Source organism: Niallia sp. FSL M8-0099 (assembly GCF_038006945.1).
Classification (GTDB): Bacteria; Bacillota; Bacilli; order Bacillales; family Cytobacillaceae; genus Niallia; species Niallia circulans.
This window is the reverse complement of sequence record NZ_JBBOWF010000001.1, coordinates 1,298,565-1,314,819: the sequence shown is the minus strand read 5'-3', so window position 1 is coordinate 1,314,819 and position 16,255 is coordinate 1,298,565. Positions and strand designations below refer to the sequence as shown.

The window sequence follows — 16,255 nt, the reverse complement described above, 5'->3', positions numbered from 1 at the left end:
GGCTGTTTTCATAGCAAATACAAGGAATGCTCATCGTGTCAAAAAACTTTCTTTCCATTGGCTTCACACTAAAGATGGAAGATGGAGCTTCCTAAACACTCTCATACAGAACCGCACTATGGAATAGGGCCAAATAAAAGGAGTAAACCATTCTTCCGTAGCTAAAATAATGTAAAATCGCCTTCCATTTTGAATTATCGGATTGAAAAAACACCATCTAATAAACTATTTTTTACAAAAAGAAATATAAAATGAGAAGATGACTTTACTTTGTCCAAGAATGGTTTAAAATAGAGTTAAGGAGATGATCCACTATGTTAAAGAAGCTAAGAAAAAAGCTTTTAAAACAGTGGAAAGATTTACTTCGCAAAAAAACAATAGCTTAAAAAATTGAAGGGTATTTTTATGGTCCGGCCTATACCACGCTTAGTTAAATATAGTGGTTATTATACCGCTATACAAACCAAGCATTGTGGTACTGAGTCTGACCTTTTGTTTTAATAACGATTTCATTAGAATGATCATACATAAAAGTTATGTAATATTATTATGTTTCATAATAATATATAGAGGGTAAATATCTTTTTTCATTCCTCATTTTTATATGAATTTACTGAGAAAAGAACCTTTCTAATATAATGGCTATTAAAAGAAAAAACATGAAAACCATGTTGTTTTTTTATATAATAAATTTCAGAAACAAATGATTAAGGAGCGATTTACAATGATATTTAAAGTATATTTTCAAGATTTAAAAACAGAGGTACCAGTAAGAGAAAATACTAGAACTATTTTCGTTAAAGGTGTATCAGAAAGAGATGTTCGAACAAAATTAGCAGAAAAACCATATAATATCGAGTTTATTACTAGCGTAGAAGGTGCATTCTTAGAATATGAACAACAAAACGAAGACTTTACAGTATTGGAGATTGAATAATGAAATTTGTAAAAAATGATCAAACTGCTGTATTTGCCCTAGGAGGATTAGGGGAAATCGGTAAAAATACGTATGGTGTCCAGTTTCAAGATGAAATTATTTTAATTGATGCTGGGATTAAATTTCCTGAGGACGAGCTTTTAGGAATTGACTATGTTATTCCTGATTATACTTTTTTAGAGAAGAACGCAGACAAAATTAAAGGCTTATTTATCACGCATGGTCACGAAGATCATATTGGTGGTATTCCTTACCTTTTAAGACAAGTTAATATCCCTCTTTACGGAGGCAAACTGGCATTAGCACTTGTTCGTAACAAGCTAGAAGAGCATGGTTTATTGCGACAAACAACGATGCACGAAATTCAAGAAGACGATATTATTAAATTTAGAAAAACATCTGTTTCTTTCTTTAGAACTACTCATAGTATACCTGACTCCTATGGGATTGTTGTCAAAACACCACCTGGGAACATTGTACACACTGGAGATTTTAAATTTGACTTTACTCCAGTTGGGGAACCTGCCAATTTAACAAAAATGGCTGAAATAGGGAAAGAAGGCGTTTTGTGCTTATTATCTGATAGTACAAATAGTGAAGTACCTAATTTTACTATGTCTGAAAAAAAAGTCGGAAAAAGCATCCATGATACTTTTATCAAAGCCGACGGTAGATTGATTTTCGCTACTTTCGCTTCCAATATTTATCGTTTACAGCAAGTAACAGATGCAGCCGTAGAGTTTGGCCGCAAAATAGCTGTTTTTGGACGCAGTATGGAAGCAGCTATTAACATCGGTTTAGAACTTGGCTTTATAAAAGCACCAAAAGAAACCTTTGTTGACCCGCAACAAATTAACCGACTGCCGGCTAATCAAGTGGTCATACTTTGTACAGGAAGCCAAGGTGAACCAATGGCAGCTCTATCAAGAATTGCTAATGGTACACATAGACAAATCCAAATTATTCCTGGTGACACTGTGGTATTCTCTTCCAATCCAGTACCAGGTAATACATTAAGTGTTAATAAAACAATTAATCAACTTTACCGAGCAGGTGCGGAAGTAATTCATGGACCACTTAACAATATTCATACTTCTGGTCATGGCGGTCAACAAGAGCAAATGTTAATGCTTCGATTAATTAAACCTAAATTCTTTATGCCAATTCATGGAGAGTTTAGAATGCAAAAAACACACGCACAAACTGCTGTTGATTGTGGTGTAAAAGAAGAGAACTGCTTTATTATGGATAATGGTGAAGTATTAGCACTTTCAAGCGATACAGCACAGGTCGCTGGTAAAATTCCATCTGGAAATGTATATATTGATGGAAGCGGAATTGGCGATATTGGTAATATCGTTTTACGCGATCGTCGAATTCTTTCAGAAGAAGGCTTAGTGGTTGTCGTGGTAAGTATTAATATGACTGATTTTAGAATTGCCGCTGGACCTGATCTTATTTCAAGAGGATTTGTGTATATGCGCGAGTCTGGTGATTTAATCAATGATGCACAAACATTAATAAGTAAACATTTAAATAAAGTAATGGAGCGTAAAACGACACAATGGTCAGAAATAAAGAATGAAATAATTGATACTATTTCTCCATTCCTATATGAAAAAACAAAACGTCGCCCAATGATCCTTCCTATTATTATGGAAGTATAAATAAGTAAAAAGGAGCTATTCGTTCGATAACGAACAAATAGCTCCTTTTTCTTGTTAAGACATAACCTTTTTCTCAAAACGGTTAATATCCGAGTCAGCTCCAATTACGATCAAGATATCCTTTTCTCTGATTGATTCTGATGCTTGAGGAGAAACGATAATTTCCTTCCCTCTTTTTATGGCAACAATAGTAATTCCATATCTGGCACGAATATCTAAATCAATGATCGAGCGACCATCTAATTTATGACTTGCTTTAATTTCCACAATACTATGCTCATCCGATAGCTCTAAATAATCTAGGACATTGTTAGAGACAATATTATGGGCTATTCTCTTGCCCATATCCCTTTCAGGATGAACAACTGCATCTGCCCCTATTTTACTTAGTACTTTCTCATGATAATCATTTTGGGCTTTTACCGTTATATTTTGCACTCCTAATTCCTTCAGCATTAAAGTTGTTAAAATACTTGCTTGGATATCTTCCCCAATTGCAACAATAACATGGTCAAAATTACGGATTCCGAGACCTTTCAATACTGTTTCATCTACTGCATTACCTACCACTGCATGTGAAACTAGATTTGCGTATTCATTTACTTTTTCTTCACTTTTATCAATGACCATTACATCCATACCTAGCTCGGTTAATTCCCTGCAAATACTACCACCAAATCTTCCGAGGCCAATAACCGCAAAAGCTCTTTTCACAATAAAATCCTCCAACAATCATAAAAATTTCACCTAAATAAATCGTCCCTATTATAACATTAAATCACTTGATTAACATACAAAAGCTAATGATGTTTTCCCACCAGTTATTGTTGATTATTAATGACACGGTTGATACGTGTATTTAACATTTTTAAATTAGTACCGCCCGCCTGGTAGTACCGCAGCTTTCTTTCCCTATCAAATAAATAGTAGGAGGGAACATATTCATTCGAAAACGTCTTGGCTAGCTGAAAGTCATGATCTACATAAATAGATTGTGTCATACTATACGTCTCGGCAGTCTGTTTTATTAAATCAATATCTAAATCTCGCTCTGTTCGCGGGAAATGCACAGATATTATTACAAGATTATCCTTATATAACTCCCTATATTGGTTTAATTCGGGCATAGCCTGTTTACAAAAATAACAACTTACAGACCAAAAATGAATTAAAATCAGCTTATCTCTTATTACATCTGTAAGCTTTGTTTCCCCGTTAACCCATATGGTCGGAGTGTTCCAGTTTGGAAGTTGCTCACCTATTTTCAATGATTCGTTACCTTCTTTCCTTCTATCCCTATATATACATTTGCATAAAAAGTTAGTGAATCATGTCTCCCCGCTTTCAGATAAACAGAATATCCTATTTGCAAACCTATTAAAGTAACTAACTTATACGAAGCTCAATAGAATAGCTTCACCTCTTAGTTTATCAAATACTTTAAAGGGAATAAAAAGAAAAAACTTATTTTTTAATAAAAGGAGTACAATTTCTAATGATGTATGTGGATGAAGTTAAAACGAATATTCGAAATATTGAATGGGGGGATTTCCTTCTAGACACTTCCTTTGTAACTATAAAAATTCTCTTGATCTTGTTAAGTTATATTTTCATCAAGAAGATGGCTAAGAAAGTAATAAATAAATTATTCGAAACTTATATTCAAAAGCATTCTATCTCCCGAGGCAGAGCCTTCACTTTAGAAAGCTTAACGAATAATGTAATTACTTATGTATTATTTTTTATACTCATTATTACCATTCTTCAATTACTAGGAATTGACGCAACGGCCATATTAGCTGGAGCTGGTATTATTGGATTAGCAGTTGGTTTTGGTGCACAAGGTTTAGTAAGCGACCTAGTGTCAGGATTCTTTTTATTATTAGAAAAACAATTAGAAGTGGGTGAACTTGTATCAATAGGAGATTTTTCAGGTACTGTTGAACAAGTAGGGCTGCGAACAACACAAATTAGAGCTGCTGATGGAACTCTGCACTTTATCCCTAATCGTGAAATCACACAGCTAAGTAACCACTCTCGGGGAGAAATGCAAGCTTTAGTAGATATAGATATTTCTGTACATAATGATCTACCGAAAACATTAGAAATTTTAAAGCCTTTATGTGAACGTATCGCCAAAGAAAATCCAGTAATTACGGATGGACCAGATGTGATTGGGATACAAAACATGGAATCAAATACTATCACTATTAGAATACTGGCCAAAACCATCAATATGGAGCAATGGGGGGTCGAGCGATTAATCAGACAAGAAGTAAAGATCGCGCTTGATGAAAATGGTATTAAACTTCCAGAAACTCCGCTTATAGTAGATAAAAAGAGTTAAAACAAGGCTTACTGCTCCATTACGCAGTAAGCCTTCTCTTTTATATAAACAGAGTTCCTCTAAATATTCTTAATTGCCTTTTTTGGTTAAATACGCTGTTAATATATTTACAGCCACCTGTAAGGCCTCCTCTTTTGGATTGAGCTTGCTATGATGTAATCCAAAGGGAGAGTCTACTCCAAGCCAAAACATAAATCCTGGGATTTCCTTTAACATATAGCCGAAATCTTCCCCTGTCATGGCTTCTTTACACTCAAATAATGTTGCTTCTGTTTCCTCTATAATAAAATCCATAAACTCTTTCGTTAATAGCTCATTATTATCCACTTGATAATAACCACTTCCGAAGTCAATGGTGCATTCACAGTCATAGGCGATTTCAGTTCCTTTTACTAAAGATTGGACGCGATTTTTCACTTTTTCCATTGCTTCACTAGAAAGCGTACGCATCGTTCCTTCTAGCCTTGCTGTTTCGGCGATAACATTTTGAACCGTACCGCCTGTGATTTTCCCAATCGTTACAACAGCACTTTCTAGTGGATTTATATTTCTAGACACGATTGACTGGAGCTGGGATACCAATGTACATGCAGCAACGACCATATCATTTGTTAAGTGAGGATAGGCTGCATGTCCCCCTTTCCCTTTTAAATCAATAAAGAGTTCTGATGTATTCGCAAATAATAAGCCAGGCTTAATCGCAATCGTCCCTACAGGATATTCAGGAGCAACATGAAGTGCTATTATCATATCTGGCTTCCATGCTTGGAGCTCCTCACTTTTCAACATCGGTTCAGCCCCGCCTGGTCCCTCTTCTGCAGGTTGAAAAATAAATACCACATCATCGTTAATTGGATTATTAATAATATTTATCAGCACACCTAATGCGATCGTCATATGAAAATCATGACCGCAAGCATGCATTTCAGTCGGATGCTCTGATACGAAAGATAATGCTGTTTCTTCCACAATCGGTAATCCATCCATATCAGCACGATAGCCAATCGTTTTTGTTGGATTAAGTCCATTGACCTTTACGATGATTCCAGTCTTCCATGTTTTCACTTCTACACGTTCATCTGCGACGCTATGAATCATCTGTAGTAAATATTGCTGTGTTTTAAATTCTTTAAATCCAAGTTCTGGAATTCTATGCAGTTGTCTGCGAATAGTAACTAAATCTATCGTATTCCCCATCTAGCTCCCCTACTTTTCCTTTTGTTCATTATATCGTTTTACATAGCCTTTTAGGTTACCTACAAGAAAAGCGCGGAAGTTTCTCCACGCTTTTCATCAAAATTATAATTGACGTAACTCTTGCATAATTTCTGTTTTTGATTTTGTTTTATCATCAATTTCTTTTACCACTCGTGCAGGTGCTCCTGCTACTAATGTATTCGCGGGAACATCTTCTAATACTATAGCTCCTGCAGCAACTACAGACCCTTTTCCTACAGTTACACCCTCTACAATAACTGCATTTGCACCAACCAATACATCATCTTCAATAATAACTGGTTTAGCAGAAGGAGGCTCAATTACACCAGCTAATACTGCACCTGCTCCAATATGACAGTTTTTACCTACAGTAGCTCGTCCACCCATTATAACTCCCATATCAATCATTGTACCTTCGCCGATAACAGCACCAATATTAATAACAGCACCCATCATAATAACAGCGTTATCACCAATATCAACTTGATCACGAATAATTGCACCTGGCTCAATACGAGCTTTTATATTTTTTAAATCTAATAAAGGAATAGCGGAATTTCTGCGATCATTTTCAATTACATAATCCGTTACTTTATCCTTATTAGCTTCAATTACACTTTGAATGTCTGTCCATTCTCCAAAAATCACCCCAGAATTGCCGCTGATAAAGGTTTGGATATTCTCACCAAATTCAACAGCTGATAAATCCCCTTTTACATATACCTTAACAGGTGTAGATTTTGTACTATTTTGAATAAATGAAATAATTTCATTTGCATCCATCATTTTCATTTCTTTACCTCCAGTTATGTATAAATTACAATATAAAAATTACTTTACCAAACAAAAGTTATGAAAACAAGCAATAATTATTATAATATTAAGGATTAATTGCTTTCACTTTTTCTTCTTCAAGGTATTCATTGACAATCTCTAAGAACGCTTGAACTTGCTTTAATTGAAAATTTGCCTCATAGCCAATTAACCAAGTCCCTCTTGTAATAGGTTTATTATTATCATTAAATAATGGTATTCTTGATAGTGCCTCATCAGCTTTTCTTAAGGCAATGGAAGGTAAGATACTATATCCAATGCCATTAAAAGAAAGCTGTTTACATGTTTCAATTTGATCTACAACAATAGTATTCTTAGGAGGCATTTGCAAATTCTGATGCCACCAAACTTGTATTTCTTCGTAATAGTTAGAATCACTTTTAAATTGGATAAACGGTCGATCAGTTAAGGCAATATCTTCTAACTGAGCAATTTCTCGATCCACTAAATAAAGTGGATCATCGAATAAATGCATTTTTATCCCTTTCCAATCAGATACCCCTCTTATGATACCGATATGCATATTATCCTCTGAAACTGATTTCATCATATCGCTGCTCCAACCAGTTACTAATGATACTTTTGCTTGTGGGTAGCGCTCGACAAATCGTTTTAAAACTTCTGGAAGCCAATTTTGTCCTACTATACTAGCGACAGCGATTTTTAATGTTCCATATACCTCTTCTTTAAATGCATGAATGGATTCTTTTACTTCTTCTTCTTTTTTTAAAGTTTCCCTTGCAAATTTCGTTACTAATTCTCCTGCGGCAGTAAGAGAGAGGCCTCTTTGTGACCTAATAAATAACGGGGTTCCCCAGTCTTTCTCAATATTTTGCAGCCTTTGAGAAAGGGCTGGCTGGGTGACAAATAATCTCTCTGCTGCTTTGCGCATATTCATTTCCTGTGAAAGTACAGTTAATAGTTGTAATTCAGAAATTGTTGACATAACATTATCCTCATAAAATAAAAATTGTTATCAAAAGAGGGATACATCTCTAATGAAGAGGCAGACAAGAGCGGCAGCCGTAGATGAAGGTATAATACGTTTAGCGTTCATTTTGATTGATTTGATGCAAATAAATATTAACTCGCATTAATATTGCTCTTCTTGTTAAAATTCCATCAAAATAGCCATCTTCTGTTTCCACGCAAATAAAAGGATGGTCTACTAAATATTTTATCGTATGTAATACAGAACTATTGCTCTTCACTCTTGGTATTACCTTATTCATAATTGTTTCTACTTTTATTTCTTCAAGCTTCTCAAACTCAATTCTTTCTAAGCCTAATATGCTATCCATGATGAGCGGAGTGCTGACTAAGCCATGGAGTTTATAATGAGCATCTAATACTGGTATTGCTGAGTATCCACTTTTTGTTAAGACAAGCAGAGCGTGTTCTAAACTATTTCCTATCTGCACATGTGCTACTCGTTCAGATGGAATTAATAAGTCCTTTAAAGTAATGTTTAAAAACTCTTCGCTGTGCATACTTATCATAGCCGAAAACTCCTCACAAAATATATTTATACCTCATTTTATCATAGTTCTCGGCATTATGCTCTTTTAACCCTTACTCGTTTTTATATTCCTTACAAGCAGTTGACAATGTGGGCATTGAAAGATTACATTTTGATTAGATTGAGCAGTTAAGACATTCTCTAGTTTTTCTTCTTTTGAACATTCTGGACAAATAACTGTCGGCATCATATTTATCACCTCAACCATTAGTATGGTTTCCCATGTTTTTTTCATGTAGGAAAAATCTTCAATGTTCAGCAGGTTTTTATCCTTATATTGAATTCTCCTGATTTACTAGCCGTTAGCAGGACTATTAATACTAGAAGTAAAAAAAACCTTCAGCAAAATGGACTATTCCACCTTGCTGAAGGTTTTTTTAAATAAGATTACTGAATTAAATCAAAAATCTCAATTGTAATCATATCAACATTATCAAATTGATATCTTTTTGGTTTTTCCTTGTCATTATATACTTCTAGTTCAAACGTCTCTGTTTTTGGATGGAATGTTACTTGACACTTTCTCTCTCCATTTACCTCAAAGAAACGTTGAGTTGGTTCTCCCCCAGTTGCCTGCTCTTGTAGATTTTTCAATCTTGTTAATATGCCTTGTAATTGTGACATGCTCTCTCTCCTTTCAAACAAACCTTTATTAAGCATAGGTTTCACTATTAGCATGTTTCTATACACTTTCTTCGTTTAATTTAGTACAATTCGCCTCTTGTGTAAAATGCCAATACTAACAGAATAAAAGATTGTCGAGAGTTTGTCCAAGTAAAACTGAAAAAAACTCGGTGTTTTTTTATTATTTATTTCCTCTGAATATTCTTACCATTTGACAAATTAACATACACACTTTCCTTAGGAGTATAATTTCTAGCTAAAATGATGACAAGAACTTCTTTTATCACTCAAAAGAATTGCATGATAATAACTTTCTTTGTATGATTAGTTAAAGATAAAAGTAGGAGGAACATTATGCATCAAATCACATTGTTTACTCAACCAGATTGTCCCCCTTGCGAATATTCAAAGCTATTCTTAAAAGAACATGGTTTTGATTTCGAAATGAGAGATATTCAAAAGGACCCTCGTGCCAAAAAAGACTTAATAAAGAAATATCAATCTTTTTCCACTCCAACATTCGTAATTGATGGAACGGTCATTTATGGATTTGATTTGGAAAAGCTAAAGGAAGCTTTGAATCTTTCTTAATACTTATTATGGCGTACAGCACCTAATGTGCGCCATAAACTTTACAATGATAATATTAGAGATGATTTGTGTTTACATCATTATAGTTTTTATTATTCTTTATATAAGTAACTTGATTATCAATGGAAAATAACGGCATATACACTAATGTACTATAGTTTTTTTCTTTACTCTTTAAAATGGACCTTACCTCTTTATCTGAAAGCATATTGGTTATAAGCCATTTATTATTCCATTTTCTTATCAAAATCCCTTCATAAGAACCTTCATATACTTTTTCTCCAATAACAATTGGTTCATAATATTCATATAGGAGTATACTATTCTCTTCTTGTTCTACAAAGGTTTGTTCTGATAATTGATAAAAAGGTAGATAATATTTACCAAATTCATTACCATATGTAAAAAAGTTCCCTTGTTCTCCAGTCAAGTTTTCATTAAGAAATAAATAAATTAGTTTGTCTGAAAAATAAGGCGTTAGGATTTCTTCTATCTCCTCCATTTCTCTTGCTTCTTTACTTAATGATACTTGTGCCCGGAATGCCTTTTCTACAAAAGCGAATACTTCCTCTCGACTTGTCAAATGGCTGGCGGCGTCAATGGAATACGGAAAAACACTCCACATAGAAATAATCAATAAGATAAAGAAGCTTTTTTTCATCAAATCCTTCCCTTCTCTAATTACGCTGATTCCATTTCATTACTATTCCATACCCTTTCTATTCCTAATAAAACAAGCTGAAGAGAAAATCTCTTCAGCTTGTTGTTAAGGAAGCAATAATTTCATTCGATCAAGATAATTATAGGACAAATCAATAAATAAATATTCTTTTGAATTTAACGGATAAGAATACGTTCTAACCGTTTCACCGGTTTCAATATCACTATATAGATCGGATAATATCCCTCGTTTTTCAGTTCGCATCTTCATAATATTTTCTAAAAAATATGGTCTCCAACTCCAATTTTTATGTGCATATTCGGGTTGTATAAGCCAATCATTCTCATATTTAATGATATTGGCAGATTTCTGAAACCCATCTTCATCACAAACATACATTCGAAAAGCAGCATCCGTTAACTCGGCAGACAGTAATTTTAATAACTCCTCATAGGTAGAATATTTCTTGTATTTGACAAGCAGTGCTTGTAATTGACCTTGAAACTCTTCTGTTAAGTCATAGATCGTCGATAATTTCTTCTTTTCTGAAAGGATAAATTCATGAAACATATTTCTCAATGTTTCCTTTCTAATATTACGTTCAACGAAATTCTCCTCTGGATAATGTAAGTAATACCCTTGATAAAATCTTCCTCCATTTTTCCAAGCAAATTGAAGCTGATAAACCATCTCGATATTTTCAAATAATAAAGTAGCACCAATTTTTCGAGCAAGCATAGATAATGAATACAATACATCTTGATAAGTGTGCGAGGTGGACGTAGACCGCAAAGCCAATAAATCAATCTTCAAAATGTCAGGCCCTAAATCACTTAGGCGATCAAGATAACTGCTATCGCTTCCCATTTTATCAATCGCAATCTTTATACCATATGTTCGATAGTAAATTAATAAATGATCTAAATGATCAAATTGTCCTTGATAATTTCTTTCAGACAGCTCTAGAACGATCCGATTCAGCTTGATGCCTTTCTCTTCGTACTCCAATAAAGTATCTAAAAATGATTCTCCATCATCCTTCATCAGCATTTCAGCATCTCTATTGATAAAGAGCAATACGTCCTCATCAAGGGATAAAGCTTTATCCAAAGCTTTTGTCAAAATAACTTGATCTACTTCAAGCTTATATTCATCTGGAATTCCTTCATCTACAAAAAAATCGCCAAGACTTTCCACTCCATTTTGCCCATTGTATCTACCTAATACTTCATATCCAATAACCTGATGTTCATCAGCGCTAAAAATAGCTTGAAAATAAGGGATGACATTTTCTAAATCAGTCAAAATATCCAAAGCATCCATATTTTGATCGCCTCCCTAATAAGAAAAGCAAGCTCCTTTGCATATCATAATTAAGAATTTGGCAAATCGACGCCTTCCAAAAAGTAAAAAGTCTTTATCTTAAATGGATTTATTAATTAGTAAGCAAAGGTTCTTCACTTTATTTTAAGAAATTAAATAAACTTAATTATATCATATAAACACCTAGCTATCGAAATAATGATAGAAAATTCTTTCTATTTTCTAAACAATCCCTAAACTTGAATCAACTTAATTTAGCCTTCTTGGTAATAATATGCCCTCATATTTTGATGATAATATCGTATGATAACATTAGGAGTTGGCAAGAAAGAGGTAGTAATATGAAGTTGTTGAAACTATTACTTTTGCTCGCTCCCTTTTTTAGTTCGGAGCAAGTTTGGGAATACTTCCATATTGATGACCATCCAAGACAAAAAAACGAAATAGTAAGTCAAGTATCAAGCTCTACTAATAAAATACTGTTAGATGTTCCATTGATAAAACAAAATCCAGAATTACGATATGGATGTGAGGTAACAAGTTTAGCAATGGTCTTAAATTATGCTGGTGTTAAAGTAACGAAAATGGACCTTTTTAAAGACATAGAGAAGGACTCAGATCCATTAGTCCGAAAAAACGGAAATATTATTAAATGGGGAGATCCTTCTATTGGCTTTGTTGGAGATATGACTGGAAAAAAGGCTGGTTACGCTGTATTTGATAGACCAATGGAAGATCTTGTTAACAAATATTTACCTGAAAGAGCAGTTAATTTAACAAATTCTTCTTTTCATGACTTAGAAAAACATGTTGAGAATGGTTATCCAATTGTCGTGTGGACGACAGGGGATTATCGTTTACCCGATAGATGGGAATCATGGGAACATAATGGAAGAACAATTAAAACACCATTGGATTTACATGCAGTTGTTTTAGTCGGGTTCAGTAAAGAGCATGTTTACTTAAATGATCCCTTATCTGGTAAGAAAAACGTCAAAGTAAATAAAAAAAACTTTATTAACTCCTGGCATGCTTTAAAGTCAAGAGCAATTAGTTATCGCTAAAGCCAAAAAGTTTTTTACACTTTGTATGGATCAAAGCTGAATATTCTAAGTGGCTGGCTGTATTCCCTTTAGTATTTGCTAACAGCTAATCAGCAGCTTGAATACACTTCACTTTCTATGTAGGCGAACGCTGCTCTTCATATGAGTTCTTGATCGCGCTAACCCTAGGAATTTGTATTCAGGCTGCCTTACTCTCCACCCTCTTATTCCCTATAAAATCAAGACTTCACACTTTTTAAACACTTAAATTATAATGGCAAATTTTCAATTATCCTTCCCTACTGTATGTTTATGATTTACTCTTATCAGTCATGTTTAAAATTGCCTAAGAAATTGTTCTGCGTCTTCACAAGTCAATGGCTTTGAATAATAATAACCTTGTGCTTTCTGACAATTTGCCTTTTTTAAAAAATCTTCTTGATCTTTATTCTCGACACCTTCTGCAATTACTTCCATTCCTAAATTTTGACCTAAGTGAATAATTGTAGTTGTAATGGCAGCATCCTTGGCATTTATCACAGCATCTTTAATAAAAGACTGGTCAATTTTTAACACATCGATGGGAAATTGCTTTATATAGCTAAGAGAAGAATAGCCCGTTCCAAAATCATCAACAGAAATAATAACACCCAATTCCTTTAAATTCCGCAAAATAGGAACTGCTTCTTTAATATTCTCCATAACCCCTTCTGTAATTTCCACTTCTAAGAGGAATGGCTGGATGTTATATTTTTGGATAGCATCTCGAATTACTTCTACAAAATTAGGTTGTTGAAATTGCTTAGGAGAAATATTCACAGCGATTCTGGTATCTAGGTTGTAAAGTGTTTTCCAAATCTTTATCTGCTCACACGCCGTTTCAATAACCCAATTCCCAATCGATATAATGAGACCCGTATCCTCAGCAAGCGGTATAAAGTCATTTGGAGCAACCAAGCCTAACGATGGACTCTCCCACCGTAATAGTGCTTCAAAGCTATTGAAAGTATAATCATTCAAATCAATTTGCGGCTGATAATACAATTTCAGTTCATTCCTTTGAATAGCTTTTCGTAATTTTGTTTCAATTGATACTATATTAGTTAAAGCTGTTGTCATATCAGAACGATAAAATTGATAGTGTGCTTTGCCTCTTTCTTTTACTCGAAAAAGTGCCTCATCAGCATTTTTTATCAATGTTTCAATATCTTCTCCATCCTGTGGATACATGCTAATTCCAATACTGGGACTTATATAATATTCCTGAGAATCTAGATAGAAAGAATTAGCAAAGGTTGAAAGGATTTGCTGAGCATTGCTTGCTGCTTCTTTTCTATTCGTCTGCGAAAGGAGAATATTAAATTCATCTCCTCCTTGACGATACACATGACATTTGTAATTATTAAACTCTAATAAGCGTTCCGCTACTTTTACAAGAATTTGATCACCTACAATATGACCAAATGTATCATTGATATATTTAAATCTGTCTAAATCAATGGTCATTAAGGCGAAAGCAGCTTGCTCTGTTTCCGCTCTTTTTATTTCAAGATTTATATCCTCCATTAGAGCTCGTCTATTATAAAGTCCTGTCAGCTGATCATGAAAAGACATAAACTGAATCTTTTCTTCCGTCTTCCTCCTTTCTGAAATATCTCTTAAGATGACATAAATCCCCTTAATGGTTCGATTCACTATAATAGGTACGAATTTTGAATGTACAGATAATTCTGTTCCCTTTGTGCTCATTAATTTACAATCGATTGATTGTGATGTATTTGTCAGTTTACATTTTCTAAAACTTCCATAAAAAACTGTATTCTCCCTATCTATTAGATCATAAAGCGAAAAAATCGTTTTAGCTTCGTCACTAAAACCAATTAATTTCAATCCAGCAGGATTCACCTCCTGTATAACTCCATCTAAATTGACTGTGAGAACAGCATCTAAGTTATTCTCTACTAATGAACGAAATCGTTGTTCACTTTCAAGTAATAAATGTTTTTCCTTGATGGATTCTGTAATATCTCTCGTAATAGAAACAATATATTTTACTTCATCTTGATCATCCTTTATAGGCGTTAAAACAGATTCTGCATAGATAATATTTCCATCTTCAAGCTTGATTTCATCTGTATAACTATGATTTCCCTTCATCTTACATACTGTAGAATATTCCTTTTGTAATCTAGCCGCTATGTAGGCAGAATTAACATCTTGGATTTTTTTCCCTATAAAGTTGAGTGGTAATTTAGCAAACAAGTATGCAGCTTCATTCACAAAAATATAGCGAAAAACTTCCCCTTTCTCGACTTTCATAATAAAGACCATATCTTTAATATACATAAAAATAATTTCAAAAATAATATTCTCTATATTTGATTTGGATTGAGCGATCATTTTCTTACTTGTGCTATTCTTGTTATATTTGTCCATCCATCTCATTCCTTACATGCAGCAATATATTAATTTGTTCTTAAAAGATATACACAATACACCAACGTCTTCTTTTACTACTATTATCGGCATGTGAATCCATTTCTGTACTCAAATAGATAAAAAATTATGTCTATTCTTAAAATAAAGTTTATCTTAATCTTGCTTCAGGAGCACACTTGACAGACAAGCTATTTTTTTTTATTTCCTTTCTTTCGTAAAAATAGTATAATAACTTGTACTAAACAATAGAAAGGAGAGTTAAAACAATTGAATAAGCAGCAACAATATCCGCCGCCAATACAACCTACTGTTGTAAATCTTCTACAAGCAATCTCAGTTGTAAACCGTCATGCAAAGACTGCTCCAAACCCAAAGTTTTTATATAAATTAAAACATGACAGTTTACATAAACTATTAGCAGAAGGAAAAGCAAAGAAAATCGGTCTACACTTCTCAAATAATCCAAAATATAGTCAACAACAATCAGATTTATTGATTGCGTGTGAAAACTATACATTTCATTTGCCTCCGACTAAAAAGGATTTTGAGGAATTGCCACATTTAGGATCTCTCAATCAAAGTATTCGAAATCCCAAATCAACTCTTTCCTTAACACAATCTAAAAAGCTTTTATCCACCTATACTGGATTAAAAGAAGAGACACCACCAAATCATTCAATCCGCAAAAAGAAATACCAAAAACCTGTTTTTAAAAAACTTGGTGAAAGCTATTAATCTTGAATGAAAACGGTAATCCCCTCGATTCTATCAATTAAAAGAAAATGAGCAGCCTTATTATAATACAAGAATGTGGCTAGAATAAGCATTTCAACTAAAGAAACAGCCACCCCATCACATGAACGTTCGAATGCTGGGGTGGCTGTTTTTCGTCCTAAAAGGCTGTTTCAGAAAATTACTATTAGATAACCGAACAATATTGAGGCTGCGGGTGATCATCACAAACCTTCGTTCCTAAAAAGAATAAGAACCCAACCAATTATACGGAACTTTTTTCAACTTCTTTGTATAATTGGTTGGGCTTATATTTGGTT

17 protein-coding genes are annotated in these 16,255 nt (G+C 33.7%); 6 read left to right on the top strand and 11 right to left on the bottom strand.

The window, feature by feature from the left end:
* Positions 1-724: 724 nt before the first annotated feature.
* The gene (locus NSQ92_RS06100) at positions 725-937 is read left to right on the top strand and encodes a DNA-dependent RNA polymerase subunit epsilon (protein ID WP_047942992.1); all 213 of its coding nucleotides are present in this window, start codon (positions 725-727) and stop codon (positions 935-937) included.
* Positions 937-2,604 (top strand): ribonuclease J1, encoded by a 1,668-nt coding sequence (gene rnjA, locus NSQ92_RS06095; RefSeq protein WP_047942991.1) that lies wholly within the window; start codon positions 937-939, stop codon positions 2,602-2,604. Before NSQ92_RS06100 ends, rnjA begins: the two co-directional genes overlap by 1 nt.
* A gap of 54 nt (positions 2,605-2,658) precedes the next feature.
* Here rnjA and NSQ92_RS06090 read toward each other — a convergent pair whose 3' ends face one another.
* On the bottom strand, positions 2,659-3,318 hold the full coding sequence (locus NSQ92_RS06090; RefSeq protein ID WP_095257616.1) for a potassium channel family protein: 660 nt from the start codon (positions 3,316-3,318) through the stop codon (positions 2,659-2,661).
* A 107-nt stretch (positions 3,319-3,425) separates the two neighbouring features.
* On the bottom strand, positions 3,426-3,872 hold the full coding sequence (locus tag NSQ92_RS06085) for a TlpA family protein disulfide reductase (protein ID WP_341152478.1): 447 nt from the start codon (positions 3,870-3,872) through the stop codon (positions 3,426-3,428).
* Between the two features lie 227 nt (positions 3,873-4,099).
* Here NSQ92_RS06085 and NSQ92_RS06080 point away from each other — a divergent pair, with 227 nt between their 5' ends.
* Positions 4,100-4,951, top strand: coding sequence for a mechanosensitive ion channel family protein (locus NSQ92_RS06080; protein WP_095321861.1), 852 nt, complete (start codon positions 4,100-4,102; stop codon positions 4,949-4,951).
* Between the two features lie 69 nt (positions 4,952-5,020).
* Here the strand turns inward: NSQ92_RS06080 and NSQ92_RS06075 are convergent, their stop codons facing one another.
* The 6 genes from NSQ92_RS06075 to NSQ92_RS06050 form a co-directional block, all read right to left on the bottom strand.
* Complete coding sequence (locus NSQ92_RS06075; RefSeq protein ID WP_341152477.1) at positions 5,021-6,148, bottom strand: N-acetyldiaminopimelate deacetylase; 1,128 nt, start codon at positions 6,146-6,148, stop codon at positions 5,021-5,023.
* A 102-nt stretch (positions 6,149-6,250) separates the two neighbouring features.
* The gene (gene dapD / locus NSQ92_RS06070; protein WP_047942985.1) at positions 6,251-6,961 is read right to left on the bottom strand and encodes a 2,3,4,5-tetrahydropyridine-2,6-dicarboxylate N-acetyltransferase; all 711 of its coding nucleotides are present in this window, start codon (positions 6,959-6,961) and stop codon (positions 6,251-6,253) included.
* Between the two features lie 88 nt (positions 6,962-7,049).
* A complete protein-coding gene (locus tag NSQ92_RS06065) occupies positions 7,050-7,949 on the bottom strand; it encodes a LysR family transcriptional regulator (protein WP_095321860.1) in 900 nt (299 codons plus the stop codon).
* Between the two features lie 100 nt (positions 7,950-8,049).
* The gene (gene cbpB / locus NSQ92_RS06060; protein WP_341152476.1) at positions 8,050-8,502 is read right to left on the bottom strand and encodes a cyclic-di-AMP-binding protein CbpB; all 453 of its coding nucleotides are present in this window, start codon (positions 8,500-8,502) and stop codon (positions 8,050-8,052) included.
* A gap of 66 nt (positions 8,503-8,568) precedes the next feature.
* Positions 8,569-8,757, bottom strand: coding sequence for a hypothetical protein (locus NSQ92_RS06055; RefSeq protein ID WP_251687474.1), 189 nt, complete (start codon positions 8,755-8,757; stop codon positions 8,569-8,571).
* 152 nt (positions 8,758-8,909) lie between these two features.
* Entirely contained in the window at positions 8,910-9,146 is a 237-nt protein-coding gene (locus NSQ92_RS06050; RefSeq protein WP_016200943.1) for a YkuJ family protein, read from the bottom strand.
* A gap of 354 nt (positions 9,147-9,500) precedes the next feature.
* Here NSQ92_RS06050 and NSQ92_RS06045 point away from each other — a divergent pair, with 354 nt between their 5' ends.
* Positions 9,501-9,737, top strand: coding sequence for a glutaredoxin family protein (locus NSQ92_RS06045; RefSeq protein ID WP_047942982.1), 237 nt, complete (start codon positions 9,501-9,503; stop codon positions 9,735-9,737).
* Positions 9,738-9,792: 55 nt separating this feature from the next.
* Here NSQ92_RS06045 and NSQ92_RS06040 read toward each other — a convergent pair whose 3' ends face one another.
* Entirely contained in the window at positions 9,793-10,398 is a 606-nt protein-coding gene (locus tag NSQ92_RS06040) for a DUF3993 domain-containing protein (RefSeq protein WP_047942981.1), read from the bottom strand.
* Positions 10,399-10,503: 105 nt separating this feature from the next.
* Complete coding sequence (locus NSQ92_RS06035; protein WP_047942979.1) at positions 10,504-11,721, bottom strand: EAL domain-containing protein; 1,218 nt, start codon at positions 11,719-11,721, stop codon at positions 10,504-10,506.
* Positions 11,722-12,062: 341 nt separating this feature from the next.
* Here NSQ92_RS06035 and NSQ92_RS06030 point away from each other — a divergent pair, with 341 nt between their 5' ends.
* On the top strand, positions 12,063-12,785 hold the full coding sequence (locus NSQ92_RS06030) for a C39 family peptidase (RefSeq protein WP_095321856.1): 723 nt from the start codon (positions 12,063-12,065) through the stop codon (positions 12,783-12,785).
* A gap of 315 nt (positions 12,786-13,100) precedes the next feature.
* Here the strand turns inward: NSQ92_RS06030 and NSQ92_RS06025 are convergent, their stop codons facing one another.
* On the bottom strand, positions 13,101-15,200 hold the full coding sequence (locus NSQ92_RS06025; RefSeq protein WP_341152475.1) for a sensor domain-containing protein: 2,100 nt from the start codon (positions 15,198-15,200) through the stop codon (positions 13,101-13,103).
* A gap of 270 nt (positions 15,201-15,470) precedes the next feature.
* Here NSQ92_RS06025 and NSQ92_RS06020 point away from each other — a divergent pair, with 270 nt between their 5' ends.
* On the top strand, positions 15,471-15,938 hold the full coding sequence (locus NSQ92_RS06020) for a YkyB family protein (protein ID WP_047942975.1): 468 nt from the start codon (positions 15,471-15,473) through the stop codon (positions 15,936-15,938).
* The last annotated feature ends 317 nt before the right edge of the window (positions 15,939-16,255 follow it).